Annotated in this window: 22 protein-coding genes; 17 read left to right on the forward strand and 5 right to left on the reverse strand. The window is 43.8% G+C overall.

Translation table 11 applies throughout. The features are described 5' to 3' along the window. The first annotated feature begins 132 nt into the window (after positions 1-132). From AC1DPK_RS09710 to AC1DPK_RS09740, 7 genes are all read left to right on the forward strand, one after another. Positions 133-354, forward strand: coding sequence for a hypothetical protein (locus tag AC1DPK_RS09710; RefSeq protein WP_076268381.1), 222 nt, complete (start codon positions 133-135; stop codon positions 352-354). A gap of 181 nt (positions 355-535) precedes the next feature. Next, a complete protein-coding gene (locus AC1DPK_RS09715) occupies positions 536-724 on the forward strand; it encodes a hypothetical protein (protein WP_076268380.1) in 189 nt (62 codons plus the stop codon). A gap of 455 nt (positions 725-1,179) precedes the next feature. Further along, positions 1,180-1,932, forward strand: a complete 753-nt coding sequence (gene map / locus AC1DPK_RS09720) for a type I methionyl aminopeptidase (protein ID WP_477510150.1) — start codon at positions 1,180-1,182, stop codon at positions 1,930-1,932. Positions 1,933-2,462: 530 nt separating this feature from the next. After that, positions 2,463-3,257 (forward strand): ABC transporter ATP-binding protein, encoded by a 795-nt coding sequence (locus AC1DPK_RS09725; RefSeq protein WP_477510151.1) that lies wholly within the window; start codon positions 2,463-2,465, stop codon positions 3,255-3,257. Further along, positions 3,257-4,120, forward strand: a complete 864-nt coding sequence (locus tag AC1DPK_RS09730) for an ABC transporter permease (RefSeq protein WP_076268378.1) — start codon at positions 3,257-3,259, stop codon at positions 4,118-4,120. Before AC1DPK_RS09725 ends, AC1DPK_RS09730 begins: the two co-directional genes overlap by 1 nt. Positions 4,121-4,145: 25 nt before the next feature. After that, positions 4,146-5,201, forward strand: coding sequence for an ABC transporter substrate-binding protein (locus AC1DPK_RS09735; protein ID WP_477510152.1), 1,056 nt, complete (start codon positions 4,146-4,148; stop codon positions 5,199-5,201). Positions 5,202-5,467: 266 nt separating this feature from the next. Continuing rightward, positions 5,468-6,343, forward strand: coding sequence for a pentapeptide repeat-containing protein (locus AC1DPK_RS09740; RefSeq protein WP_477510153.1), 876 nt, complete (start codon positions 5,468-5,470; stop codon positions 6,341-6,343). Positions 6,344-7,019: 676 nt separating this feature from the next. Here AC1DPK_RS09740 and AC1DPK_RS09745 read toward each other — a convergent pair. Then, a complete protein-coding gene (locus AC1DPK_RS09745; RefSeq protein ID WP_477510154.1) occupies positions 7,020-7,757 on the reverse strand; it encodes a class I SAM-dependent methyltransferase in 738 nt (245 codons plus the stop codon). Between the two features lie 222 nt (positions 7,758-7,979). After that, complete coding sequence (locus AC1DPK_RS09750) at positions 7,980-10,223, reverse strand: AraC family transcriptional regulator (RefSeq protein WP_477510155.1); 2,244 nt, start codon at positions 10,221-10,223, stop codon at positions 7,980-7,982. A 345-nt stretch (positions 10,224-10,568) separates the two neighbouring features. Between AC1DPK_RS09750 and AC1DPK_RS09755 the strand changes: the two genes are divergently transcribed. From AC1DPK_RS09755 to AC1DPK_RS09770, 4 genes are all read left to right on the forward strand, one after another. After that, positions 10,569-12,584, forward strand: a complete 2,016-nt coding sequence (locus AC1DPK_RS09755; protein WP_477510156.1) for a beta-galactosidase — start codon at positions 10,569-10,571, stop codon at positions 12,582-12,584. Positions 12,585-12,840: 256 nt separating this feature from the next. After that, entirely contained in the window at positions 12,841-13,764 is a 924-nt protein-coding gene (locus AC1DPK_RS09760) for an ABC transporter permease (RefSeq protein ID WP_083682713.1), read from the forward strand. Between the two features lie 43 nt (positions 13,765-13,807). Next, on the forward strand, positions 13,808-14,701 hold the full coding sequence (locus AC1DPK_RS09765; protein WP_339206543.1) for a carbohydrate ABC transporter permease: 894 nt from the start codon (positions 13,808-13,810) through the stop codon (positions 14,699-14,701). 64 nt (positions 14,702-14,765) lie between these two features. Beyond that, complete coding sequence (locus AC1DPK_RS09770; protein ID WP_179089946.1) at positions 14,766-16,373, forward strand: extracellular solute-binding protein; 1,608 nt, start codon at positions 14,766-14,768, stop codon at positions 16,371-16,373. 64 nt (positions 16,374-16,437) lie between these two features. On the opposite strand, the gene AC1DPK_RS09775 is transcribed toward AC1DPK_RS09770, so the two are convergent. From AC1DPK_RS09775 to AC1DPK_RS09785, 3 genes are all read right to left on the reverse strand, one after another. Continuing rightward, positions 16,438-17,418 (reverse strand): alpha/beta hydrolase, encoded by a 981-nt coding sequence (locus tag AC1DPK_RS09775; RefSeq protein ID WP_477510157.1) that lies wholly within the window; start codon positions 17,416-17,418, stop codon positions 16,438-16,440. 280 nt (positions 17,419-17,698) lie between these two features. Then, positions 17,699-18,403, reverse strand: coding sequence for a purine-nucleoside phosphorylase (deoD, locus tag AC1DPK_RS09780; RefSeq protein ID WP_076271628.1), 705 nt, complete (start codon positions 18,401-18,403; stop codon positions 17,699-17,701). A gap of 186 nt (positions 18,404-18,589) precedes the next feature. After that, on the reverse strand, positions 18,590-19,306 hold the full coding sequence (locus AC1DPK_RS09785; protein WP_477510158.1) for a Crp/Fnr family transcriptional regulator: 717 nt from the start codon (positions 19,304-19,306) through the stop codon (positions 18,590-18,592). 142 nt (positions 19,307-19,448) lie between these two features. Between AC1DPK_RS09785 and deoB the strand changes: the two genes are divergently transcribed. From deoB to AC1DPK_RS09815, 6 genes are all read left to right on the forward strand, one after another. After that, positions 19,449-20,648 (forward strand): phosphopentomutase, encoded by a 1,200-nt coding sequence (gene deoB, locus AC1DPK_RS09790; RefSeq protein WP_477510159.1) that lies wholly within the window; start codon positions 19,449-19,451, stop codon positions 20,646-20,648. A 20-nt stretch (positions 20,649-20,668) separates the two neighbouring features. Next, positions 20,669-21,706: a BMP family lipoprotein gene (locus AC1DPK_RS09795; RefSeq protein WP_076271625.1), complete on the forward strand. Its 1,038-nt coding sequence runs from the start codon at positions 20,669-20,671 to the stop codon at positions 21,704-21,706. A 72-nt stretch (positions 21,707-21,778) separates the two neighbouring features. After that, positions 21,779-23,314 carry an ABC transporter ATP-binding protein gene (locus AC1DPK_RS09800; RefSeq protein WP_441877941.1) on the forward strand — a complete coding sequence of 512 codons (1,536 nt, stop codon included), beginning with the start codon at positions 21,779-21,781 and terminating at the stop codon, positions 23,312-23,314. Next, the gene (locus AC1DPK_RS09805; protein WP_477510160.1) at positions 23,307-24,377 is read left to right on the forward strand and encodes an ABC transporter permease; all 1,071 of its coding nucleotides are present in this window, start codon (positions 23,307-23,309) and stop codon (positions 24,375-24,377) included. Before AC1DPK_RS09800 ends, AC1DPK_RS09805 begins: the two co-directional genes overlap by 8 nt. 3 nt (positions 24,378-24,380) lie before the next feature. Beyond that, a complete protein-coding gene (locus AC1DPK_RS09810; protein ID WP_076271622.1) occupies positions 24,381-25,334 on the forward strand; it encodes an ABC transporter permease in 954 nt (317 codons plus the stop codon). A 36-nt stretch (positions 25,335-25,370) separates the two neighbouring features. Continuing rightward, the gene (locus AC1DPK_RS09815) at positions 25,371-26,636 is read left to right on the forward strand and encodes an NCS2 family permease (protein WP_477510228.1); all 1,266 of its coding nucleotides are present in this window, start codon (positions 25,371-25,373) and stop codon (positions 26,634-26,636) included. The last annotated feature ends 215 nt before the right edge of the window (positions 26,637-26,851 follow it).

Here is a 26,851-nt window from a genome sequence, read left to right on the forward strand (position 1 = left end):
TTTTCGTAAGTTGATTGCTTGCTTCTGGTACGATATAATAATACCTAATTATGGAAAAATAGTTCGAGTGGAACAGAGCTAATAATTAAGCGTAATATACCGATAAAAGTAATATGGGAAGGAGGCGAGGACATGGTTCAGGGCTGGGTAACGACATTGGTTTTAGCATTCGGAATTTTGGTCGCCATTATTGGCGTGATCGCATATTTAAGAATGTTTCGTAAAGATCGGCTTTCATCTACGTCTCACCAGTCAGCTGATGTCTCGCCTCCAAACGTAATTAGCATAACAACCGCAAGGGATTCTGAGCATAAGAAGCCGCCCAAATCCAAAAAAGCCGCGCCAAGAGATTAATAATTGTTAACTTTCATATTCTGAACCTAAATGTTATAATAGTAAGAAAAATGCGAACATTGTGACTCATTGGCCATGGAGTTGCCTGCACCGAGTGGGGGTTCTTGCGGTGTAATCGCCGCATGCGGTCTCGTATAATGCTGTTTAGGACGACCATCCAACGTAAAGGGGAGGAGATTTCATGGCGAAGCATAGCCAGAATGAAGTCAAGGAAAGCCTGAAAGAACTCACGAGAATTTTTCAACCCAAGGACCCGCGTAAATTTGTTAAAGAGTATATTCGCAAGTACCGGATTACCGGGGGCTACGAAGATGAATTAACGACATTGGTGGAAAATGAATTGTGCAGAATCAACTCCTCGGTCAGCTAGACTCATCATGAAGGATACGGCTTTGTAAACTGTCTATAGGCAGGATGCAAAGTCTTTTTGTTTTTTTTTTTACAGGACATACAAACTTAGGATGCTAGGTTTTTCTAAAAGCGGATTTCCCACCAATCCTACTAACCTCAGATTATTTTTGGTCACTCGATAGTGCAACGAATATTTCCCCCCTCAAATCATAATTTCGCCATATCTGATGGGCATGTGTCTCCCTTTTCTCGAATAAGTTATACATAGACAAATCTACTCGTTGTCATAGGCGGGATATGTTTGCGAAGTGGATTTTACTAACGTAAAACCTAGGTCTATGCTTTCGAAGTGGATTTTACTATCGTAAAACCTAGGCTTATGCTTTCGAAGTGGATTTTACTATCGTAACACCTGAGCCTATGCTTTCGAAGTGGATTTTACTTACGTAAAACCTTAAGGAGGTACGTACACACATGGCAGTGGATTTGAAGACAAAGGAACATATTCGGGGCATTCGTAAAGCTGGCCGTATTGTCGCTGCCTGTCACAAAGCGCTCTCGAAACGGATAGCGCCGGGTGTCACCACGCAGGAGATTGACCGGTTTGTTGAGCGGTTCATGCTGGATCGAGGGGCGACTCCGGCGCAGAAAGGCTATAAAGGATATCCATTTGCTACGTGTGCCTCCGTTAACGAGGTTGTTTGCCATGGCTTTCCAGACTCTGAGCCGCTGGAAGCCGGTGATATTGTTACGATTGATATGGTGGCTGAATTGGACGGATGGAAGGCTGATTCAGCATGGACCTATGCGATTGGCAAGACGAATACGGCCACAGAAAAGCTGCTCCTTGCAGCAGAGCAATCGTTAAAAGATGGAATAAAGCAAGCAGTGCTAGGCAATCGACTGGGAGACATCGGATACGCGATTCAAAGAAGAGCGGAAAGAGCTGGTTTTGAGGTAGTAACAGCTTTTGTTGGTCATGGCATCGGCAGAAGCATGCATGAATTTCCTCAGGTGATGCATCATGGCTTGCCTGGTCAGGGGATTTTGCTTGAAGAAGGCATGGTGATAACGATAGAGCCGATACTTACAGCAGGAAGAGCTGACGTATATATAGCACAGGATGGGTGGACGGCTCGGACTAGAGATGGGGCCTGGGCGGCGCAATTTGAGCATACCGTGGCGATTACGAAGGAAGGTCCAATCGTGTTGACCCGCTGGGAATAATGATATTAATTTTAACTAACCACAATCAAAAGTCGAGCCTGTGCAGGATCTAACTGCTGCTCGGCTTTTTTAGTTTGCCTATTTTCGTGCGTTGGCTGAATGTTCGCCACTTACATTCAATGATAATGCCAAAGCAGTCATGAATAAAGAGCTCTTTTCTGTGGAACGCGAGCGGGAAGAGGAGTGGAAAAGAAAGCTTGTCCATCTCCACAATCAACGCAAATAGTGAACATGTTCATGCTGCTAATTATTTAGAAGTGATCATCTGATTTTTTTTGGATGATCACTTTTTTTGTTTGCATTTTATAAAAATGGTCAGTTTAAGTTAGGTTTTCTAACATAAATGACTTTATGATCACCATGAATATAACGCATTCAAGTTAGTTTTATTTGGATTGCACAATAATGTGCGCCCAATTTTAGCTAACTTAGCTATTGTTCCTAGGTATTTCGAATGATAATATGTCATATAAATTAACATAAAAACCAATATCATCTGACGATTGTTAAGCGAAAAAGGGGGAGACGATGTGAATGATGCGGCAGGGAAAGAAATCGTAGCCTTTAACCATGTAAGTAAAATATATAATACTGGAACCATCGCGTTAAGTGATGTTCATTTCTCCATAAAAGAGGGAGAATTTATCAGCTTTCTAGGGCCGTCTGGTTGTGGAAAGTCTACTGCGCTTCGAATGGTAGCAGGGCTGGAGGAGGCAACCTTTGGTGGTGTGCTGGTGAATGGCAAGGAACCGAAGCAGCTGATCCGTGAGTCGAACGATATTGCCTATGTATTCCAAGAAGCTAATTTATTGCCGTGGCGCACTGTGCTGGACAATGTCATTTTACCTCTGGAGCTCAGAGGTGGAAATATGAAAGAAAATAAAGAAGCGGCTAAACAAGTGCTGGAGATGGTTGGTTTAAAGGACCATTTTAAAGCATATCCAAGGCAGCTTTCCGGCGGCATGAGAATGCGAGTTTCCATTGCCCGCGCTTTAGCAGCGAAGCCAAAGCTTCTGCTCATGGATGAGCCCTTTGCAGCGCTTGATGAAATTACAAGGCAAACCCTCCAAATGGAGCTGTTTGATATATGGGAACGTGAGAAAATGACCGTTTTGTTCGTGACGCACAATGTGTTTGAAGCGGTTCTGCTATCCTCCAAGATTGCCGTCATGTCGGCACGTCCTGGGAAATTATCTGCTTTAATTAATGTGCGGCTGCCTTATCCAAGGACGCTTGGCATGCGAACCGAGCGGGATTTCGGTAAATATGTTGAGCTGGCCTCAACTTATTTGGAGCATGGCACTCATCGGAAGGAGCTGGGTTAATGTCGATCTCATCATTTGAAACCTTGCAGCCTAAGCTTGAGACGCCAGTTGTTGTGAAGAAAACAAGCCGAAATTTTGGATATACATTCAAACATTATTATCTAGGACCGATTGTGGCCTTTGTTCTTGTAATGGCGCTCTGGCAGCTCATTCCTGCTTGGCTTGGCATGAAACCTTTTATTTTCCCTAAACCGACGGATGTGTTGAAAGCAGCAATCGAGGACTGGTCTATTTTGTGGGAAGCCGTGCGCATTACTGTTTTGGAGTCGGTAGTAGGCTTTTTGCTTAGCGCGGTGATCGGTATCTTCATCTCCATTTTACTTGCCAGTTCACTCATTATGGAGCGAAGCATTTATCCATACGCCATTATCCTTCAGACCATTCCCGTTGTTGCTGTAGCGCCGCTTGTCGTGATCTGGTTTGGCGCCGGCTACAATTCTATCGTCGTTATCTCCTTTTTAATCGGATTTTTCCCTGTTGTCTCCAATACATTAATGGGATTAAATTCAGTGGATTCCAATATGGATGAGTTGTTCACGCTTTACAATTCATCAAAGTGGCAAAAAATGTGGAAGCTTCGCCTTCCTGCTGCAATGCCTTACATCATGGCTGGTTTGAAAATATCGTGTACCCTATCGATTGTCGGAGTCATTGTAGGGGAGTATGTTGCAGGAATCGGGGGCGGCAAAGGCGGGCTCGGATACGCCATTACGATAGCTGCTGTACAGATGAAAACACCTTTTTTATTTGCTTGCGGTATTGCTTCAGCTATTTTAGGCATCAGCTTCTATCTCATCGTCAGCATGATCGCTAAGCGAGTACTGGGCTCATGGCATGAGTCCGCGATGAAGACAAGAAAATAAATAGAAAAAGTGGAGGAGAGACAAAATGAAAAAATGGATGAAATTCGGGGGAGTTGCTTTATCGCTAACGCTAATGATGGTCTTGTTCGCAGCATGTGGAGGGAAGTCTGGAAATAACACACCGGCAAGTACAACAGAGAATTCACCAACTGCAGAAACGGCTGCTACAGAAGCGCCCAAAGCTCCTGTAGAAACGAAGAAAGCAAAGCTTGTTCTGAACTGGTTCCCGAAGGCACAGCATGGCGGTGTATATGCGGCCAAGGAGCAGGGGATTTTTGAAAAGCATGGTTTTGATGTTACGTTAGAGCCGGGAGGCCCGCAGGTTTCAGCTGTGCAAATCGTCGCTTCTGGAAAAGCGGAATTCGGTCTTGCTCATGCGGATCAAATCGTTATCGCTAAAAATCAGGGGATTGATTTGGTTGTCGTAGCAGCGGCGCTTCAAGGCAGTCCGCAAGCATTCATGTTTCAAGAAAGTACAGAGGTAAATAGCTTCGAGGACCTCAATGGCAGAACCGTATTTATTCAGCCGGGCATTACGTATTGGGACTTTTTGAAGAGCAAATATGATTTGAGCGGAGCAAAAGAAATGACCTACACTGGCCAGCATGTCAATTTTCTTGCTGATCCAGAATCGGTCACTCAAGCATTCCTAACTTCAGAGCCGTTCTTCATGGAGAAGGAAGGCGTAAAAACAAAAACATTGCTTATTTCCGAATCTGGTTATAATCCATACAATGTAGTATTGTTCGTCACAAAAGAGTATTTGGAGAAAAATAAAGAGACCGTTGGAAATTTTGTGGCTGCCTTCTCCGAGGGCTGGATGTCATATAAGGATACTTCTAAGGAAGTGAATGCCGCTATTCATGCAGCTAATCCGAATATTGATCTTGATGCGATCGATTTTGAGGATCAAGCTCAGAAGGAGTTTGTTTATGGCGGGGATGCTGCTGAGCATGGATTTGGCTATATGACAGAGGAACGTTGGTCGACGCTGATCAATCAGCTTGCTGATCTAGGGCTGCTCAAAAATAAGTTCGACGCCAAGGAGATATTTACGACGGAGTTTTTGCCTGGTAAATGATAAGTGGATAGATTTATAGAAAGGGATGCAGACACGTTACCGTGATCTGCATCCTTTTTTCATGTGAGAATATAGCTTTTCGATAAGAAGCTTGAAATAATTTGGTAAAGTTTAGTTTAAATGATTTTTTCCGTGCACATGCGCCGCTGTCGGTATTGACTGAAGGAATTTACAGTAATAGGATATAAGAACTGGGATAAAAACAATCTGTTTATATAGATAAAAGTTCATTTAACTGCACCAAGTATTGGTTAGGAGGTCTTGCTTTGTCTGTGATACACGAATTTTCACAATCCATTCCTGAATGGGATAGAGGCAGTCTGCACGCTGACTGCGAGAATTGTTTTGGTTTATGCTGTGTTTCATTGCCGTTCACAGCTTCTATAGATTTTGCGATCGATAAAGACGCCGGTCAGCCCTGCAGCAATTTGCAATCGAACTTTCGCTGTGGCATTCATCAAAGTCTTAGGGAGCGGGGATTTAAAGGTTGTACAGTTTACGATTGTTTTGGAGCTGGTCAACAGGTTTCACAGGTAACCTATAACGGACAAGATTGGCGGCAGGTACCAGATACCGCGGAGCAAATGTTCGAGGTATTCCGGGTCATGCGGCAAATCCATGAGCTGCTTTGGTATTTAAACGAGGCGCTTGCACTGGAAACGACACAATCGATTCACGATGAGCTTAGATTTATGCTCGAAGAAACAGAACGGTTCACTCGCCTGAGCCCGGATTCATTGGTGGAATTGAATGTGTCAGCACATCGTTTGGAAATCAACAAGCTGCTTCTTAAAGCAAGTGAGCTTGTACGCGAGAAAGCCATTCGTGCGAATAAGCAGAGTAACACTCGAGGCCGTAAGAAGACCTACGAAAGAGGCGCCGACCTCATTGGAGCTAAGCTTAGAGGTGCTGATCTTATCGGAGCAAATTTAAGAGGGTCTTATCTGATTGCTGCGGACCTCAGAGATTCCGATCTTAGAGCGGCTGACCTTATCGGAGCTGATTTTCGAGACGCTGACCTCAGTGGTGCAAACCTCTCAAAAAGTCTCTTTCTCACGCAGTTTCAGCTTAACGCTGCCAAAGGGAATGCAGATACAAAAATTCCGCCGACCCTTACTCGTCCAACACACTGGTTAGCATAGAAAATGAACGAATGCCTAAGTGTGCAATTGCACTCTTTTATATTAAAAAGGCCAACCATAAGATTCTGGTTGGCCTAATTATACGAATGGCTGCCGTTAGGCAGCCATTTTACTTTTAATTGGTTTGTTGCCGATGGAACAATTGCCTCCGCAAACCGCAAACCACAAACCACAAACCACAAACCACAAACCACAAACCACAAACCACAAACCACAAACCACAAACCGCAAACCACAAACCACACGACGCAATCTGCAAAACGAATGCTTCAGAGCCAACCATTATCATTCAAAGATGAACTCTGAATTCTACAATCGGCTAACGAACACCAGACACCTTATTTGCGATAAATTTGCCTGTTTTTCAATCTAACGAACTCAGCGCTGCTTATTTTGCGATTTTCCGCACAGATGAAAGTAATTTTGTGTAAATAACGTGGTTTAAGTTCGTTAGAAAAGAAATTGGTCTTAAAAGCCACAAATTCCGCCGTCTGAGTTCGTTAGCAACAATGTGCCGCTTATACAGCGGCGATTTTCCACACGTTTGAACGTAATATTGTGTATACAACACCATCTGAGCTCGATAGGGTGAAGCCAACGTAATTCAAGCGCCCATTACACCGAAGAATCGAAACAATCGGCGATTGAGTCGCATTATAGATGCGAAGTTTCTATGCTAGTTGGAAGCTTTTTGCGCTGAGATAATCAGGAACATCGGTCTGCGGTTCTCATCAAACATCAGCGGGTTATTCATCATTTCCTCTGAAGGCATTGGTTCCTTAATAGCTTTTAACTCAAAGCCAGCGCTAATCACGTCGTTCATATAGGTTGAAACGGTGCGATGATATTTAATCACATTATCGGTTAGGAAGGAGGTTTTGCGTAAGCCTTCTGACTGATATTGATCAACTGGCCAGTGCAGACGGTTTCCATGGTCATCATAATGCCAATCTTGTTCATCACGGGAAGTGAATATAGGGTGCTCTACTGAAAAAATGAAGGAGCCTCCCGGCTTTAGACAAGCATGTATCTTTTTGCACAGGGTCTCGAAGGATTCGATATAGTGAAAAGCTAATGAGCTGATAACGATATCAAATTGAGAATCTGAGAATGCGATATCTTCAATCGGCATTTGTATGTAGGTAATGGCGGTGTCATTCGTTTGCTCCCGAGCTTTTTGCAGCATGTTCTCGGATATATCAACACCTACGACTGAGCTTGCTTGCTGTTCACGAGCATAGAGGCAATGCCATCCGAAGCCGCAGCCTAAATCAAGCACGCTTTTACCACTTAAGTCTGGCAGTAAGGATTTGAATACATGCCACTCTCCCGCAGCTTCAAGTCCATGGGTGGAACGAGCCATTTCCTTATATTGTGAGAAGAAAGTTGAATCATCATATTTATTTTGTTTCATTCCATTGTACCCCCATATACTAAAATAGCCTTCACCAACATGCTAACTGAACTTTACTCATTTATCAATAAACCTGGCTTTACACTACTGCTCTTTGTTGAGATCACGCATTACTAGCCAAATATAATAAAATACCCCTTTCTGCTCTACATAAAGCAAAGGAAAGGGGTACAATATAAGTAATCTAACTGTGCTGCGATTATTCGCAGAGAGCAGAAAGTGTTAACCCAGCTTCGTTTTACGATAATCGGAAGGCGTTACGCCAAAGCTTTTCTTAAACATTCGGTGGAAGTAGGAGCTGCTCGTATAGCCGCTCTTTACCGCGATATCTACGATCGACAAATCGGTATTCTCCAAATGCTCCTTCGCACGTTCCATACGTACATTATTAATGACATCAACAATAGTAGCAAGCGTCTGCTGCTTATATACCCGGCTCAAATAGATGGATGACATGTCTAATTCATCAGCAATCCAGTTCAGGCTCAAATTCGGATTCGCGTATTCCTTTTGGATAAGATCGTTAATCTTGCGAATTAGATCACCTTGTTTGGTGGAGCGCTTCATTGAAAGCTTCATTTGAATGTCATCGAACAAGGAGAAGAAAACTTCATTAAGCTCATTAATCGTTTCAAAATGATCTGGTGTTGGAATATGGATGCTTAGGCTTGCTTCAACGTCCAAGCTGTTGTTTTTTTGGATCGTGAACAAAATATTGTTGACGGTCATCGTTAGATGCGAGATGGCGAGCTGAACGACATGGATCGGATATTGCGCCGTTTCCTGCACGATTTCTGCAAACAGTTTTTTGGCTTCCTCGGTCTTTGAGGTCATTAAGGCATCGGTCAATTTCCGCTCTTTGTCAGCAGGGAAGATATATTCCTTCGATTTCAGAGATATGATATCCTGTCCGTTAATTAAAGAGCCCAGACCATAGAATAAACGGTGCTGCGATGCTTCCTTCACCAGCTTGTAATGGGTAGAGAGCTGCTGTGCCTGAAAGGCCTCAGGGCTATACGTAATCGAGAGACCAATTTTCAAAAAGTCCAACGAGGAACGCTGAATTTTGGCAAGCATGTTTCGAAGCATCTCGTCATCAAGCTCATCGGATTCGTCGGGCCGGCCTAGAAGCATGATGACATAATCGGCATCCATGTCGACGGTTTCTACGCGATAATCGTTATGAGCAATCTCGGAAGCGATATTCATAATGGCAAACTTATAGACATGCAGATCGTCGCCGCGATTTTGCTTCAGAGCCGCGAGCTCGTCAATTTTTAAGAGGACGACGCGGTAACGCGCATGGAAGTCGAAAGTAATTCCGCTGACCATCAGCTTCTGCAGCTGTGCGTTCGTTTGCAGCGATTGCGAGCCTTGGATAAGGCTGCGCAGCATATTTTGCCTAATGGTATAGGAACTGTTGCGTTTTTCTGTTTCGAGAATGTTCATCTTATTCATAATTTGATGAATAGGACGATACAGCATACGAGAGAGCAGCCATGAAATGAATAAGCCGATGACCAAAATAATGACAGCAATCATGATCGTTGTATTCCGGATGGAATAAATAGCTTTAGTTACATGCTTGTATGGTGTCACACGTACGTATTGCCAGTCCAAGGAATCGGGAGAAGTATACGAGATAAGAGACTTCTTTCCGTCAAAGTCGGCAACAACATAACCGGACTCTTTGTTTTTAATCTTTTCATTAATGATGCGGTTATCCTCGTTGCTTAGTTTTTTAGGTAAAAGGGTATCGCCGGATAACAGAAGGTTCTGATTGTCGAGAATATAGGATTTACCCTCGCTGTCGCTCTTATTGACGCCAATGTCTTTGTTGATCCAAGCGGAAGAAATATTAATAATAACAGCAGAATTAATCGTCTGCGTTCGACCGATAGCATCATAACCTAAATAGGTATAAGCCTTCGTTAACTGCTCACCGGTGAGGTTAACCGTTTTATACGTTCTCGGAATAGGCGTGAACGGACGATACTCCTGGTAGTTATCGAGAATATCAAGTATCCCTTTATCCGCAAGCTCCTCTTTATTGAACGTGCCCCCTTCGGCTTGACGGCTGGCAGTGTAAAACAAGCCATTGGCCGAATTGTACACATAAATGGATTCAATGAACGGCATAGAGTTCAAATAGTTGTTCAATTCGTTCATCGCTGCTGTAACATCATAGATGTTAGGGTCATTGTAGAACATTAGCTTAGAGACACTGAAGGTTCGATAGATTTGGAAGGAGAGGGACTGTGCGCTCTCGGTCATGCTGATGACTTCTTTACTCGTTTGGGTTAGATTGCTGACGTCTGACTGGTAGGCTTTCTTCAAGTCAATCTGCATGTAAGTGAAGAAATTAAACAAGGAGGATACCATTAGAGTAAGCACGATGCACAAAGTGATCGTGAACAGCAGCTTACTGTATAGTTTTCCGTTGTTTTTCAATTGAACAGCTGGCATGTTGGCTCCCCCTTTATATATGTAGAACATTTTGGAATTAACATGGTTAACTGTATTAGCGTAAGCGCTTCCCTATATAGCCAAACGTTGATCGTGTGCCTTTTAGGAATTAGTTTGAATATTTCACTAGTCAGCTCGCTGATACAAGGAACATTATAATCTTCACTTGCAGCTTGGTGCAATGAACCAAATAAATGAAGGTGAATGAACTTGATTTTATGGAGTGAACAATATAAACCACAGTGAACTTATCGGCGAAACGCTGGAAGTTGGATGACAACGGGGTGCTTTATCCGTTAGAATGTCACGGAATTCGACGCTAATGGCAGAAGGGACCGTGAAGATATGATTAATACGAAGCTGAAGCAGATTTGGTATGGAGGAGATTATAATCCGGATCAGTGGCCGGAGGAGATATGGCATGAGGATATGCGTCTGTTTAAAGAAGCGGGAATTAATGTAGTAACGCTTCCTGTATTCAGCTGGGCGAAGCTGCAGCCATCGGAGGATACGTATGATTTTGGCTGGCTGGACAAGCTGCTGAACCTCATCGCGGAAAATGGGATTTATGCTTGTCTCGCCACATCAACCGCTGCACAGCCGGCATGGATGTCGCGCAAATATGAGGATGTGCTGCCTGTTGATGTGGACGGAAGGAAGCGCACGCATGGCGCACGTACGAACTTTTGTCCAAACAGCAAGACCTATCGCAGATTATCGGGTCAGCTGGCGCGTAAACTAGCCGAGCGATACAAAGATCATCCGGCACTGCTCATTTGGCATATTAACAACGAATACGGCACGCATTGTTATTGCAGCAGCTGTGCGGCGGAATTCCGCGAATGGTTGAAGGTGAAATACGAGACGATTGAGCGGCTGAACGCTGAGTGGAATATGAGCTTTTGGGGACACACCGTCTATGAATGGGAGGAAATCGTACCGCCATCCAATTTAAACGGAGATAACCGTAATTTCCAGCCCATGGCGATTGATTACAAGCGATTTATGTCCGATTCTATTCTCGGCTGCTACCAAATTGAATATGCGGAGCTGAAGGCGGTTACGCCGGATATTCCGATTACGACGAATATTTGGGGCTTATTTAACGGTCTTGATCTGAAAAAATGGGGCGAAGCGATGGATGTTGTCTCTTGGGACAGCTATCCGCAAATGAATGAGCCTATGGGCAATGTGGCGATGCGCCATGACTATATGCGCGGCTTAAAGGACGGCAAGCCCTTCATGCTGATGGAGCAAACACCGAGCCAGCAAAACTGGCAGCCTTATAATAGCTTAAAGCGTCCCGGCGTGATGCGGCTTTGGAGCTATCAAGCCGTTGCGCATGGCGCTGACACGGTTATGTTCTTCCAGCTTCGCCGCTCATTCGGGGCATGCGAGAAATATCATGGTGCAGTTATCGAGCATGTTGGTCACGAGGATACGCGAGTATTTCGTGAATGTGCTGCGCTCGGGCGTGAGCTTGATGAACTTGGCGATCGTTTGCTTGATTCAGAGGTTCATGCCGAGGTCGCGTTATTGTTCGACATTGATACATGGAACGCGGTAGAAATTACGAGCGGACCGAGTGTTGACCTGAATTATTTGGATCAAGCGCAAAAGTATTACAAAGCATTTTACGATCAGAATGTGGCGATCGATGTGCTCAGTCCGCTGAGCGATTTCTCCAAATACAAAATACTTGTTGCTCCCGTGCTATATATGTTAAAGCCAGGTGTTGCTGAGCGAATTGAAGCGTTTGTACAAAATGGAGGCACCTTCATCACCACCTTCTTTAGCGGCATCGTCAACGAGAACGACTTGGTTACGCTTGGCGGATACCCGGGCAAGCTCCGCAATTTGCTGGGACTATGGGTGGAGGAGATTGACAGCCTGCTGCCTGAGATGCGCAATAGTGTTGAAATTGGCGAGGCATTTGGCCATGTAGCAGGAACGTATGAGTGCGGTTTGCTATGTGATCTTCTTCATCTTGAGGGTGCGAGAGCAATCGGGACGTATGGCAAAGATTTTTACGCGGGCATGCCAGCGCTGACGGTAAACGCATTTGGTTCAGGTGAAGCCTATTACGTAGCTACAGCGCCGGAACAAAAGCTGTTAGCGGATCTGATCCAAACGTTGTGTGCAAAACATCAGATTGTTGCTCCGTTCACAGCGGCAGCAGGTGTAGAACTCGCACAGAGAGTTAAAGGGGATCAAGTATATACGTTTGTTTTGAACCATAACAGCCATCAATCGACGATTTCTCTCGAAAATGTGAGCTATTTCGACCTATTAACTAATCGTCAGGTGAGTGGAACGGTAGAAATAGAGCCGCATGGCGTTATGATTTTGCAAAAAGCATAAGCAATGATTCTAAAAACCACGATTTCGTTCGTCTCGAATGACACTTCGAGCAGACGATCTTGTGGTTTTTTTGACGCCTATTCCGTGTGAAATGGCTTGTTAATACATAAAAGTTTAAATCGTTCACTGTTCATTTCGCTAATTCGTTCACTGACTTTGCAATCTTACTCTTTCTCCCAAAACAGGGGCGGCGTACAGTGAGAACAGCAGACAACACGAAATAGAAAAGAACGCTTTGAGAGGAGACATCATCTGCATGTTGAAAAAAAATGGAGTGCTTAGGGAGCTTGTAACGAATCGTATACTCTTCCTTATGTTATTGCCGGCGCTTATCTTCTTCCTAATTAACTCGTATGTTCCAATGGTGGGTATCTACTACGCTTTCACAAGGTTCGACTTCAACACAAGCTTGTTCAATAGCCAATTCGTTGGACTCGACAACTTCAAGTTTTTATGGAAATCGGGGGTTCTCGCAAGATTAACCTTAAATACGGTCGGCTATAACATCGTATTTATTCTACTCGGAAACGTGCTCGCCATCGCGCTTGCCATTCTATTAAGCGAGCTGCGCTTGCAATGGTTTAAGAAGCTGACGCAATCGATCATGTTTCTACCGTATTTCGTGTCCTTCGTTATTCTTAGTGTCATCGTTTACAACGTGTTCAACTATGAGAGCGGATTTCTGAATTCGACGCTGAAGTCATTCGGATACGAATCATTGGACGTATACAATACGCCATGGGTGTGGGTGTTCCTTATTATCATCTTCTACCTGTGGAAAAATATAGGGTACAGCATGGTTATCTACCTGGCATCGATTACTGGAATTAGCGAAGAGTATTATGAGGCTGCCAAAATCGACGGCGCGAACATTTTCCAGCGTATCTGGTACATTACCGTTCCGATGCTGAAGACAACATTCGTTATGCTCCTGCTGTTCGCACTCGGAAGTATTATGAAAGGCCAGTTCGACTTGTTCTACCAGCTGATCGGCAACAACGGCGTGCTTTACAATACGACAGATATTCTCGATACGTATGTGTACCGTTCACTGAAAGTGACGTTCGATATCGGCATGTCGACAGCCGCTGGTTTATACCAATCGCTATTCGGCTTTGTTCTCATCATGACCGTCAACTATATCATCAAGAAAATCAACGACGAGTACGCATTGTTTTAAACGATTTGAAGCAATTGCTATCAGCTAACTGTAGGAGGTACCCATGAAAATCAAAGACGACAATTATATGAAATGGTTTAGACTCATCGCTTTTATAGTCATCCTCATTTCAACTGTAGCCTGCTTGTTTCCGTTCCTGCTCATTATATCTGCTTCTTTTACGCAAAATGAAGCGATTATAAGAGATGGCTACCATCTCATTCCAACCGTGTTTTCATTTGAGGGTTATGCGACGGTGTTCCGTTTTCCGAAGCAGGTATTGCAAGCCTATGGCGTCACCACGCTAACCACGGTTATCGGGACGACGCTTGGATTGTTCCTGATGACGATGGCTGGATACGTCCTGCAGCGCAAGGATTTCAAATATCGCAATTTCTTCGCTTTTATGATTTATTTCACGACGCTGTTTGGCGGCGGACTGGTTCCTTGGTACATCCTAATGACCAAGTATTTGAAGCTGACTGACAAGCTTGAAGTGTTGATATTGCCGGGTCTTATGACGCCTTTCCTTATTATTCTGATGAAAAACTTTATCCGCTCCGCAGTACCGGATGAGGTTATTGAATCGGCTAAAATTGACGGCGCAAACGACTTCACCATTTATAGCCGAATTGTGCTTCAGCTGTCGATGCCGGGTATCGCAACCGTAGGTTTGTTCCTGGCGCTTCATTATTGGAATGACTGGTTTACTTCCTCGTTGTTTATTAACGACACGACGAAGTACCAGCTGCAATATTACTTGTACAACGTGATTAATGCGATGAGCTTCGTTGCGCAAATGGGCTCGGGAACTGGCGTCTCGCTAGGCTCCGACATGCCGACAGAATCAACGAAGATGGCAATGTCCATTATCGTTACAGGACCAATCCTGTTCCTGTATCCGTTCGTGCAGCGTTATTTTGTAAAAGGATTGACGATTGGTGCGGTTAAAGGTTAGAACTAGACAAGGGATCAATCATTCCACGTTTAGCTAACATAGATAAGAACTTATTAAAGGGAGGATTCACATGACTAAGAAAGCAGCAAAAGCGGTCTCCATGTTTCTATCCATCATCGTGCTTATTACAGTACTAGCAGCTTGCGGATCGAATAACAATGGAAACAGCGGCAGTAGCGCTACCGATGCTCCAAAAGACACAGAGGGTACAACTAACGAAGGCGCAACGAATGAAGGCGGCGAAAAATCAGGTATCGATACGTCGAAAAAAGTGGAATTGCAATTTTATATGTTAGGCGATGCTCCTAAAGATATCGCTTCTATTCAAGAGCAAGTCAACAAAATGGCATTGGAAGATTTGAATGCTACCGTTAAATTCAACTACACGTCTTGGACAGATTGGGATCAAAAGTACAAGTTATTGCTTGGATCAGGCCAACAGGTTGACTTGATCTTCACAGCGGATTGGACGCAATACCAATCGTATGCGAAGAAAGGCGCTTTCCAAGCGCTCGACAAGATTCTTCCCGTAGCAGCGCCTACGCTAAACTCTTACGTGCCAGCAGATATGTGGGAAGCTGTAAAAATCGACGGTCAAATCTACACGGTTCCAGCTACGTACAAAGAGTATGTAACGGATGGTTTTGTATGGCGTGAAGATCTTCGCGAGAAATACAATCTGCCTACTCCTGTAGATATTGCAACGTTCGAGCAATACCTAGATGGAATCAAGAAAAATGAACCGACGGTTACACCGCTTTCGATGAACTCGGATGTGAAAACAAACCTAATGGATCGTTTCATTGGTATTTCCCACTCTCCAGTTGGTGCGCTGCCATACGGTATCGGCATCGACTATGCAACACCTAATGAAGTGCATTCCTACTGGGGTTCAGATGAGCAAGTTCAAGATTTGACGGTAATGAAGCGTTGGCAGGATAACGGCTACATGGTGAAAAACGTGCTGGCTGTTAAAGATACGCTGCAGGATCAAATCACAAGCGGCAAAGCTGCAGCAATTATTGGGGACAACCCGACTCGCTATAATGATATGGTTATCAAAATTCAAGCAACTCACCCGGATTGGAAGCTGGGCTACCACCCATTCCCAAAAACAAATGGGATTGCAACGCCAGTTCACCCGATCCACAACGGATTCGCTATTCCAGCTAGCAGCAAAAACGCTGAGCGCGCGCTTGCGTTCTACGAGAAGCTGGTTACGGACAAACGCTACAACATGCTTACGCAATACGGTGTAGAAGGCAAAAACTATGAAGTAAAAGACGGCTATTACTCGATGATCGGCGATTCCAATTCCAACGGCTTCCCTCGTGAGGGCATGAATGGTTGGGCATGGAGAAACCCTGAGTTCATGCTGTTCGACAAAAACTATGATGGCGTAAAAGCGATCTTCGATGAGCTTGATAAAATTCAAGTACCTGATAAATTCACAGGTTTCGCAGAAGATTACACACCTTACCAAGCTGAGAGAGCAGCACTTGAGCAGGTAGAGAAACAATACTTGTTCCCGCTGAATGCAGGTCTCGTGAAAAACGTAGAAGATGGCGTGAAAACGTTCATGGAAAAAGCAAAACAAGCAGGCCTTGAGAAAATTCAAGCGGAATACACGAAACAATGGCAAGCGTATGTTACGGAGCAAGGCATTAAATAAGACCGTTTAAGAAAACAGATCATTCCTCTTAGGAGGATGATCTGTTTTTTTTGTTATAGCTAATCTATTCTAATGTTTCAGCATGACCCGCCAATTGAAGCAGCTCATCAACAACAATGCCTGGCTGATAGCTATGAAGGGAGTGGGAGCTGCCTTTCACGATGGTTTGCTTGCCAGAAACAGACCATGATGGAAGCGCTGCTTCACTGTCTGCCCATGACGGATCATCGTCCAGCTTGCCAAAATAGTCTGCAGTCAATACGGTAATGGGAATTTTCAGCGGTTTTCCTCCCTCAAGCACCATTTTGGCATTCTCTCGGCTTTGGCTCATTTCATCCGTCATATTTCGGTTTCCAGTCCTTAGCAGCAAGGCTTTGCGGTTTAATTCCTTCAGCTCCTCCGGCAATAGCTTCTCCCCGTTGCTTTCATCGGATAGCCATTTTACGAAGCCATCCACATGATACAAGGCCCGCAGTATGCCAAATGTCCGGAGTCCTTTTTGAATCCAAGGAATAAGAGTAAGCTCCGGGCTGGACTTGTAATATTCAGGGCTTCCGCCCTCTATAAGCAGAATACCCTTCACTTCTTCTGGAAAACGTTGCGCGTACCGGATGGTTTCCAGAGAGCCCATTGAATGGGCGGCAAAAATATAAGGCGGTTTCTGCCCAGAGACCTGAAGCAGCTCATGAATCTCGTCGGTTATCATATTGATGTCCCGCTTTCTGTCTGTCGTATCACTGTATCCGTAACCGAAACGGTCATAGACAGCAATCTTCACATGCTGCTTCAGTCCTTCATACAAAGGATAAAAATCGGCGTAGGGATTCGTCGTTCCCCACCCTGAAGCAAAGACGATTGTTGTATCGCCTATACCTTCCGAATAGAGATGCATTTTGCTGCCTGCTACATTATACAGTTTCCCGGTAGGTCTATATGTTTTTCGGTCCTGCTTGGAACCGTACCATTGATAAGCGGCTCCGAGACCTGCCAGCACCACAAGAATGACGAGCAGGGAAAACATAATTTTGCGAACAAACCTCCACATATTTAGCCTCTCCCTCTATATAAAAAATACCATATTTATCTAATATATAGAGATCTAAAAGAACTTAAAACGGACTTTAGTAAAGGGGATGCCCCGTCTTTGGTCTGGTCAGCTGACTGTAAGAGCTAAGAGACGTAATGTAGTATGGAAGAATTGAATTCATCGCCATGTAGGCTTTATGCAGAGAAAGAGCTCGATTCCAAAATGGAATCGAGCTCTTTTTTTAATTCAATATATAGGTTGATGAGCTGTGACAGGTTTCTAATTGTTAGTAAAAGATCTATTTAGCTACGGTTTCTAGTGCGACTTCAATCATATCGTTGAAGGTCGTTTGTCTCTCTTGTGCAGTCGTTTGTTCTCCAGTAAGAATATGATCACTTACCGTTAGGAGGCTGAGACCTTTTACGCCGAATTTAACTGTTAAATAATAAAGTGCGGCTGTTTCCATTTCTACTGCCAATACGCCATGGCGGCCTAGCTTGGTCACGGCATCTTTGTCTTCCGTGTAGAAAACATCAGAAGATAACACGTTACCTACGCGCAGGTTAAGGCCTTTAGCCTCTCCAATTTCATAAGCGGTTTTAATTAGATCAAAGTTTCCAATCTGAGGGAAGTCAAACCCAGGGAATTGGTTGCGAATGATAGCTGAATCGGTAGCCGCTGCTTGCGCAATAAGAACATCGCGGAGATTCACATCATTTTGAATAGCGCCGCATGTTCCGATACGAACGAGATTTTTGGCACCATAATCGTTGATCAATTCTTGAATATATATGGACGCAGAAGGCATACCCATTCCTGTACCTTGAATCGATACACGGTTGCCCTTATATGTGCCTGTAAAGCCTAACATGCCACGTACATTGTTGTAACAGACGACATTTTCGAGGAAGGTCTCCGCAATATACTTTGCGCGCAGCGGATCTCCAGGTAATAAGACGGATTCTGCAATTTCGCCAATCTTTGCTTCAATATGAAAACTCATGTGAATTCCCTCCAATGTTTCTTATCGTGCATCACAAAAAAGAATGCACGAGAATCATAGCATGATTCGATATCCACATTATGTTAAAGGGATTACTTAACTTTTGTGAACTGGTTCACAAAATAACTGTTAGCGCAGTTACGGAAATAAAGCGCTGTCATTTGTATTATTAGGTGCACGGCATCGTTAAATGTTATGCCACTTACGCATTGCAGGAAGCTCTTCGGTTTCATTACAGATCGATTCTATCATTTCCTTATCAAGGAGGTATAAGTACTTATCACGAATGTCGATCAGTCCTTCGGCTTGAAACTCACCCAGCGTTTTGGAGATGGATTCTCGCGTGACTCCGAGCATGTTGGCGAACAAGGATTGATTAATTTTTAAATCGATTTTGTATGCGTTATCACTGGCGACTCCATAGTTGTAATAGAGATCCATAATGAGATTAACTACTTTTCCACGTACGTCATGGAAGGTCAAATAACGAATCATGCGATTGAGCATCCGAGTTCGCTCTACAAGAATTTTGTAAGCGTTTCGCAGGATGGAAGGATATTGATCCACAAGCTGCAGGAAATCCTGTTTTGACAGCAGCCAAACGTTGACGTCTTCTAAGGCTTCTATGGATGAGATCCGATGATTGTCGCTGGAGAGGGCTTCTACTTCTCCAATGATATCGCCGGCACTAGTAATACTCAGAACGACTTCTTTTCCTTCGTACATGCGATAAATCTTGATCATACCTGAGCGAATAAGATAAACCTCGTCACTTTGGTCATTTTCAAACATTAGAACATGGTTCTTTTTGAACCGTCGTTCTTTGAGCAATGGGGTTATTTTTTGCAATTCATCCTTAGGAATGTCCGAGAAAATCGAGATGTCTGAGATGTTGTCGATCATAAGAATTTTCCTTTCGCATTTCAATATTTAAGCAACTCTTAGGTAAGAGATTGCGAAACGGCTAGAAACGTATTGTAGCATGGATTGGGTGGAAAATAGCAATGCATGGCCTTAGCTTTTTTTTGAGAAATGAGGTGTATTTATGAAATTCGAGCGAATAAGCGTAATTGTGCTGGATAGTGTTGGTATCGGTGCATTACCGGACGCTGCAGCTTTCGGAGATGAAGGCAGCCATACCTTAGGACATATTTGCGAGCAAGTACCAGACATGAAATTACCAAATCTTACAGCTTTGGGTCTAGGTAATATTGCACCACTCGCTACCATCTTGAAAGCGGTTAAACCTCTAGCATGTTATGGCAAGATGGCGGAGGTATCGGTAGGCAAAGATACGATGACGGGTCATTGGGAACTCATGGGACTCGAAGTAAAGGTGCCCTTTCACGTTTATTCCGATGGATTTCCAGCGGAATTGATTGAGAAGTTCGAAGCCATGACCGGTCGCAAGGTGATTGGAAACAAGCCGGCTTCTGGAACTGAAATTTTGGACGAGTATGGAGAAGAGCAGCTCCGAACGGGCGCGTGGATTGTTTATACTTCCGGAGACAGCGTATTCCAAATCGCAGCTCATGAGGATGTTATTCCATTAAATGAGCTATATCATGCATGTGAAATTGCGCGTGAGCTAACCTTGAATGATCCTTATGTAGTTGGCCGAGTCATAGCGAGGCCTTACATCGGTGAGCCGGGCGCTTATAAACGCACACCTAATCGGCATGATTATGCACTCAAGCCTTTTGGAGAAACCGTGCTTGATCATCTGAAGAACGAAGGCCTCGATGTTATTTCGGTCGGGAAGATCAACGATATTTTCACAGGGCAAGGAATTAGTGAATCCTATCCAACAAAGAGCAATTTGGATGGCATCAAGGCAACGATTAAGCTGCTGAATCGGCCTTTCCACGGATTGTTATTCACAAACTTAGTTGATTTTGATTCTTTATACGGCCATCGCCGTGATCCTAAAGGATACGCTGCGTGCCTTGAAGAGTTCGATCAATATGTACCAGAGCTTATGCAGCAAATGAGCGACAACGATTTACTTATCATTACGGCTGATCACGGCAACGACCCAACTGCGCTAGGAACGGATCATACCCGTGAATATGTACCCATCTTGATCTACAGCCCATCGTTAGCAAAGGATAGCATTTCTATTGGCATAAGAAACACATTTGCTGATTTAGCTGCAACGATTGCAGAAAATTTCATGGTCACTAAACCAGCTATCGGGGAAAGCTTCTTGGATTTGTTAGTAAAACAAACCAATAACGAGGAATAAAACATTAGGGGGAATTTACAATGAAAAAAACAATGAAAGCATTATTGCCTTTAATACTGATTTTTACGTTAGTCATAACTGCATGCGGTCAAAAAAGTGATACGGGCAACGCAGGGGCTGCAGGTACAGATAATAAACAAGAGCTTAAAAAGCTGAAAGTCGGAATGGTTACTGACCTTGGCAGTGTGAATGATAAATCCTTTAACCAAAGTGCTTGGGAAGCGTTGCAGAAATTAAAGAAGGACTTTGGTTTTGAAGTGAAGTACCTGGAACCAAAAACAGATGGCGATGTTGTTCCTAACTTAAATCAATTTGTCAAAGCAAACTATGATTTAACATGGGCAACTGCCTTCACTTTAGCTGATGCAGTAACACAGCTATCCAAAGAAAATCCAGATAAGATGTTTGGAATTGTCGATTCTGACCTTGTTCTCCCGAATGTAGCCGCTATTTCTTTTAAAGAGCAAGAAGGTTCGTTCCTAGTTGGTGTTATCGCAGGTTTAACGACAAAAACAAATAAAATCGGCTTTATCGGCGGCATGGATATTCCCGTTATTAAACGATTTGAAGCGGGCTTCCGCGAAGGGATAAAAGCTGTAAATCCAGATGCAAAATTGATCGTTAACTATACAGGGCTATTCAACCGGGTAGATATGGGGAAATCTGCAGCTTCTACCATCTATAACGATGGTGCAGATATCATATTCCATGCAGCAGGACTAACAGGCAATGGTGTATTTAATGAAGCGAAGGAACGTAACAGCAAGGGCGAAAAAGTATGGGTCATTGGCGTGGATAAAGATCAATCTTTAACCTTCGGAGATGATGTTACATTAACTTCGATGATCAAAAAAGTAGATGAGGCTGTTTACCAAGCTTCAAAAAAATTAGCTGAAGGCGATTTCCCGGCGGGTAAAGTGACATTAATGGGCCTCAAAGAAAACGGAGTCGATATTGCTCCAAATTCGAAAACTAATGTAGCGCCGGAAGTTCTTGCTAAGGTCGAGGAATATCGCACGAAAATCATTAATGGCGAGATCGTCGTACCGGAAAAATAATGCGATTTCGTCCCCTCTTCTATCATTGTCCTAGATAGAGTGAGGGGACGAATATTTTGGGGAGGGTCTTATATGACTAAGACAGATGTCGTGTTAGAGCTGAAAGGGATAACCAAAAGATTCCCCGGCGTAGTCGCTAACGATTCGATTAGCTTGCAGCTAAAGCGTGGAGAAATTCATGCTTTGCTCGGGGAAAATGGATCAGGGAAATCCACCCTAATGAGTATCGTATTCGGATTATATCAGCCAGACGAAGGCGAGATTCATGTAAATGGGAAGCATGAGCTGATGGATAGTCCAAACAAGGCAATTGAGCTTGGAATTGGGATGGTACATCAGCATTTTAAATTGGTAGAGCCTTTTACAGTAACGGAAAATATCATTCTCGGAATGGAACCCAAAAAGGGGATGAAGATTGATATTAAAGGAGCAAGTAAAAAGGTAAAAGAGCTATCTGAACGTTATAAGCTTGATGTTGATCCAATGGCAACCATCGAATCGATCAGTGTAGGGATGCAGCAGCGCGTAGAAATTTTAAAAACACTATACCGCGGAGCAGATATTCTAATCTTTGATGAGCCTACTGCTGTGTTAACTCCGCAAGAGATCACAGAATTACTGGCTATTATGAAGCGTCTTGTGGCTGAGGGCAAGTCTATTATCCTCATTACTCATAAGCTTAAGGAAATTATGGAAATAGCAGATACTTGCACCATTATTCGGCGCGGTAAGCGAATTGAAAGTGTGGAAGTAGCATCGAGCGATGCGCAGCAATTAGCGGAAAAAATGGTCGGTAAAGAAGTTAATTTTAAAACTGCCAAAAGAGCGGCTAACCCGAAAAAAGCGTTATTAGAAGTGAAAAATTTAGTGGTTACAGGCAGTAACGGCAAGGCCGCTGTTAATGATCTAAGCTTCTCCGTACGAGCGGGCGAGATTGTCGGTATTGCTGGTGTAGACGGCAATGGCCAGTCAGAGCTAATTGAAGCTTTAACAGGTATGCAAAGCATACGTTCAGGTGAAATTTGGCTGCAAGGCAAAAGCATCGCCAATCTTGCTCCGCGTACGATTTCTGAAGCGGGAATGTCACATATTCCGCAGGATCGGCATAAACATGGACTCGTTCTGGACTTTTCTGTCAGTGAAAATACAATTTTGCAAACGTATTATCAACCAGAAATAAGCAAGCATGGTTTTATTAATAAGAAAACGATGGATGACATGGCAACGCGGTTAGTGAACGAGTTCGATATACGCACACCAGGCATTGATACATTCGTTCGTTCGATGTCAGGAGGAAACCAACAAAAAATCATTATCGCACGCGAAATCGATAAAAATCCGCAGGTCTTGATTGCGGCTCAGCCCACGCGAGGGCTGGACGTAGGCGCGATTGAATTTGTGCATCAGCAGTTAATCGCAGAACGTGATCAAGGCAAGGCTGTTTTGCTGATTTCGTTTGAGCTGGATGAAATACTCAATGTAGCAGACCGTATTCTGGTCCTATTCGGCGGACAAATTGTTGGAGAAACCACGCCAGAAACAACAAATGATCAGCAATTAGGAATGATGATGGCAGGCAAGCATGAAGGAGAAGGCATCCATGAATAAAATAATGAGTATTTTCAAACGGGAATCTGCACTTATCCCTCTTGTTGCCATTGTTATGGGTTTGCTGTTAGGCGCCATTATTATGTGGATTGGCGGCTACGACCCAGTGCTGGCCTATAAATCGCTAATCGATAAAATATTCGGCAGCCGTTACGATTTTGGAGAAGCTATGCGTACGATTGTACCGCTTATGATGAGCGGCTTGGCCGTAGCGATCGCTTTTCGTTCCGGCATGTTTAATATTGGCGTAGACGGTCAGATTATTATGGGATCGCTCGGCGCCTTAATTGTTGGCACACAGTTTAGTCTGCCACCTGTGCTGCATGCGCTGCTGGCTGTCCTAGTTGGCGCCTTGCTTGGCGGAATGTGGGGAGCGCTTGTGGGTTATATTAAGGCAAAACGTGGTATTAATGAAGTGATTACCAGCATCATGCTTAATTTTATTGCGCTTTATTTGGCGAATTATATTATTCGGACGTTCATCCCACAAGCAGGTACGCAACGATCCGCCTTGATCCATGAATCTGCCAGCATACAAATTAGCTGGCTCTCTGAGCTGATGGATGGCGCACGTATCCACTGGGGATTCGTGATTGCGATTGTTGCGGTTATTTTTTACCACATCTATTTAACCAAGACCACATGGGGCTATGAGCTGCGGGCAGTTGGACTTAATTCTGATGCTGCAAAATATGCAGGAATGAAGGTTTCGAATGTTATGGTTCGTACCATGTTTATTTCAGGCGTATTTGGCGGTTTGATTGGTACCTTTGAAGTGTTAGGCGTGTTCAACTATGTGGCTATCAACTCGGTTTCATCTGGCCTCGGTTTTGATGGAATAGCAGTAGCTTTGCTTGGCGGCAATAGCGCACTTGGCGTATTCCTCTCCGCGTCCCTCATTGGGGGCCTTACCTATGGTTCACAAGGCATGAGCTTTGGAGCAGAGGTGCCAGGCGAAATTATTCGGATGATTATTGCATTTATTATCTTTTTTGTAGCTGCACCAGGCATCGTTAAGTTGCTTTTCCGGACGATTAAACTAAAATCAAAGAAGAAGGTGTGACAGATGGAGGTAATTGGCAATTTACTAAATGGGACGCTCGTATTCTCAACTGCCCTTATCTTTGCTGCACTCGGTGGACTCATTTCCGAACGCTCGGGAGTCATTAATATTGGACTGGAAGGGTTTATGGTATCGGGAGCCTTCTTCTCTGCAATAACGACTCATTATGCGGAAATAGCGGGCTTTGGCGGTTTCTCCCCTTGGTTAGGCTTGCTTGGAGCCTTCCTATTTACCATTATTTTTTCTAGCATTCATGCAGTCGCCTCGATTACATTTAAGGCGAATCAGGTTGTGAGCGGGGTTGTTATCAATATTCTCGCAGCAAGCTCAACGTTCTTTTTCGTGAAATTACTTTTTGACGGCTCAGCAGAAACACCGCTTCTAACGACTGTATTTCATAAGGTGACGATTCCTTATTTAAGCGACATTCCGTTCATTGGCAATGTGTTCTTCAATGCCTATCCGACTACGTATATTGCCATTGCATTAGTCATCGTCCTATTTTCTTATTTGTTTAAGACCTCAGGTGGACTAAGGCTTCGTTCTGTTGGTGAACATCCAAGCGCAGCAGACACGGTTGGAATAAAAGTAAATCGCACGCGCTACATCGCTGTTATTTTAAGCGGATCACTTGCAGCTCTTGGCGGAGCAACGATTGTACTTACCTCAAATGGCAACTTTGCTTTTAATACCATTTCTGGACAAGGCTATATTGCGCTTGCGGCTGTTATTTTTGGAAAATGGAATCCGATAGGCGTGATGCTTGCTTCACTATTTTTTGGTTTAGCCCAAGCAGCAAAGGACCAATTGCAAATCTTTGATTTTGCTGCTAGCATTCCAAATGAGTTCTTCTATATGTTTCCATACGTCTTAACATTACTCGTATTAATTGGAGCAGTAGGGAAAGCTCGTTCACCCAAAGCATTAGGGGAACCCTATGATGTTGGGAAACGATAAAAGGTGGTTATACACTTGGGAAGTCGATTGCAGAAAATGTTCCATATTGAAAAAGAAAACACGACGGTACGTACAGAGTTAGTTGCAGGAACAACTTCATTTATGACGGTTGCCTATATCATTGCGGTCAATGGCGCCATCTTGCAGCTAGCCGGCATGCCTTATGAAGCAGCTACGATTGTTACAGTAATCTGCTCTTTTATCGGTTGCATGCTGATGGCACTTTGGGCAAAATCACCGTTAATTCTCGTCCCTGGGATGGGAGACAATGCATTTTTTGTTTTTACTTTGGTTTTCTCGTTAGGACTTACGTGGCAGCAAGCACTTGCAGCAGTATTTTTGGCGGGCATTGTATTTATGTTAACTGCGGTAACGAAAGGGGCCGACTATCTATCGCGCTCGATCCCGACGTCGATGATTAACGCCATGACCGCCGGTATTGGTCTTTTTATTGCTTTTCTAGGCTTGAAAAATGGGGGGATCATCGTTGCGAGCGAAGGAACTTTCGTTACTTTGGCTAAGCTGAGTGATCCTTATGCCCTAACGACGATATTGACTTTATTGATTGCGATACCGCTTTTCATGCGAAATGTAAAAGGCAGCTTCTTGATTGCCATTATCGCAGGCACAGGCATTGGTGCACTGCTCGGTATCGTCGATTTTTCAACATTACGTGATTTTAGTATTTCCTTTAATGGGTACGGAGAGTTGTTTTTTGCTTTGGACTTTAGTGGAATTGGCACGCTTAATTTTTGGACAGCCGTTTTTTCGTTATCGATGGTCATTATTTTTCAAAATATGGGAGCTCAGCTGGGGATGCTTCCAGACAAGGCGAAGTTCCGCAGGTCTTTTCAGGCTAACTCTGTATCGGTAATTAGTGCAGGACTTCTGGGTTGTAGTCCGATGACGACAGCAGCTGAGTCTGCAACAGGCATCGCATCAGGCGGGAGAACGGGGCTAACCTCATTTACAACGGGAATTTTGTTTATTCCTGCTTTGTTTATGATTCCTCTTTTCAAAATAATCCCAAACAGTGCAATTGCACCTGTACTCATCATTGTTGGCTGCCTTATGTTTCAGAGCATTAAGGAGATTCCGTTTAATGATTTTACAGAAGCTTTTCCAGCTTATCTGATGATGGCAGTTATGCCGCTATCCTTTAGTATCGCGAATGGGATTGCGTTTGGCTTCATTGCCTACCCAATACTGAAGCTGGTCACAGGCCGAAGGAAAGAAGTATCGATAACGATGTACGTCATCGCATTTTTCTTCTTGCTTTATTTTATTTTGGGATCGATTTAAGTGGAAATTATGGAAACAGTGTAGATACGATGTAGGATTTGAATACACCGCTAAGTAGGCAATATGCCTTGAGCGGTGTTTTTTTTTATGCTCTGAATCAACAGGGAGTTGAAAGATGCAGTGGATTGGCATGATTTTTGGAGCTTTCAAGGTTAGAAGAAATTCCTAATTCCATAGAAGCTGACAGCTATTATCCGGAAGCCTACGTAGAACAT

The organism is Paenibacillus sp. 01T424 (genome assembly GCF_056398745.1).

Coding starts and splice junctions, on each gene's coding strand:
- AC1DPK_RS09710 (WP_076268381.1), top strand. CDS start 133: ATGGTTCAGGGCTGGGTAACGACATTGGTTTTAGCATTCGGAATTTTG.
- AC1DPK_RS09715 (WP_076268380.1), top strand. CDS start 536: ATGGCGAAGCATAGCCAGAATGAAGTCAAGGAAAGCCTGAAAGAACTC.
- map (WP_477510150.1), top strand. CDS start 1,180: ATGGCAGTGGATTTGAAGACAAAGGAACATATTCGGGGCATTCGTAAA.
- AC1DPK_RS09730 (WP_076268378.1), top strand. CDS start 3,257: ATGTCGATCTCATCATTTGAAACCTTGCAGCCTAAGCTTGAGACGCCA.
- AC1DPK_RS09735 (WP_477510152.1), top strand. CDS start 4,146: ATGAAAAAATGGATGAAATTCGGGGGAGTTGCTTTATCGCTAACGCTA.
- AC1DPK_RS09745 (WP_477510154.1), bottom strand. CDS start 7,757: ATGAAACAAAATAAATATGATGATTCAACTTTCTTCTCACAATATAAG.
- AC1DPK_RS09750 (WP_477510155.1), bottom strand. CDS start 10,223: ATGCCAGCTGTTCAATTGAAAAACAACGGAAAACTATACAGTAAGCTG.
- AC1DPK_RS09755 (WP_477510156.1), top strand. CDS start 10,569: ATGATTAATACGAAGCTGAAGCAGATTTGGTATGGAGGAGATTATAAT.
- AC1DPK_RS09760 (WP_083682713.1), top strand. CDS start 12,841: ATGTTGAAAAAAAATGGAGTGCTTAGGGAGCTTGTAACGAATCGTATA.
- AC1DPK_RS09765 (WP_339206543.1), top strand. CDS start 13,808: ATGAAAATCAAAGACGACAATTATATGAAATGGTTTAGACTCATCGCT.
- AC1DPK_RS09775 (WP_477510157.1), bottom strand. CDS start 17,418: ATGTGGAGGTTTGTTCGCAAAATTATGTTTTCCCTGCTCGTCATTCTT.
- deoD (WP_076271628.1), bottom strand. CDS start 18,403: ATGAGTTTTCATATTGAAGCAAAGATTGGCGAAATTGCAGAATCCGTC.
- AC1DPK_RS09785 (WP_477510158.1), bottom strand. CDS start 19,306: ATGATCGACAACATCTCAGACATCTCGATTTTCTCGGACATTCCTAAG.
- deoB (WP_477510159.1), top strand. CDS start 19,449: ATGAAATTCGAGCGAATAAGCGTAATTGTGCTGGATAGTGTTGGTATC.
- AC1DPK_RS09795 (WP_076271625.1), top strand. CDS start 20,669: ATGAAAAAAACAATGAAAGCATTATTGCCTTTAATACTGATTTTTACG.
- AC1DPK_RS09800 (WP_441877941.1), top strand. CDS start 21,779: ATGACTAAGACAGATGTCGTGTTAGAGCTGAAAGGGATAACCAAAAGA.
- AC1DPK_RS09805 (WP_477510160.1), top strand. CDS start 23,307: ATGAATAAAATAATGAGTATTTTCAAACGGGAATCTGCACTTATCCCT.
- AC1DPK_RS09810 (WP_076271622.1), top strand. CDS start 24,381: ATGGAGGTAATTGGCAATTTACTAAATGGGACGCTCGTATTCTCAACT.
- AC1DPK_RS09815 (WP_477510228.1), top strand. CDS start 25,371: ATGTTCCATATTGAAAAAGAAAACACGACGGTACGTACAGAGTTAGTT.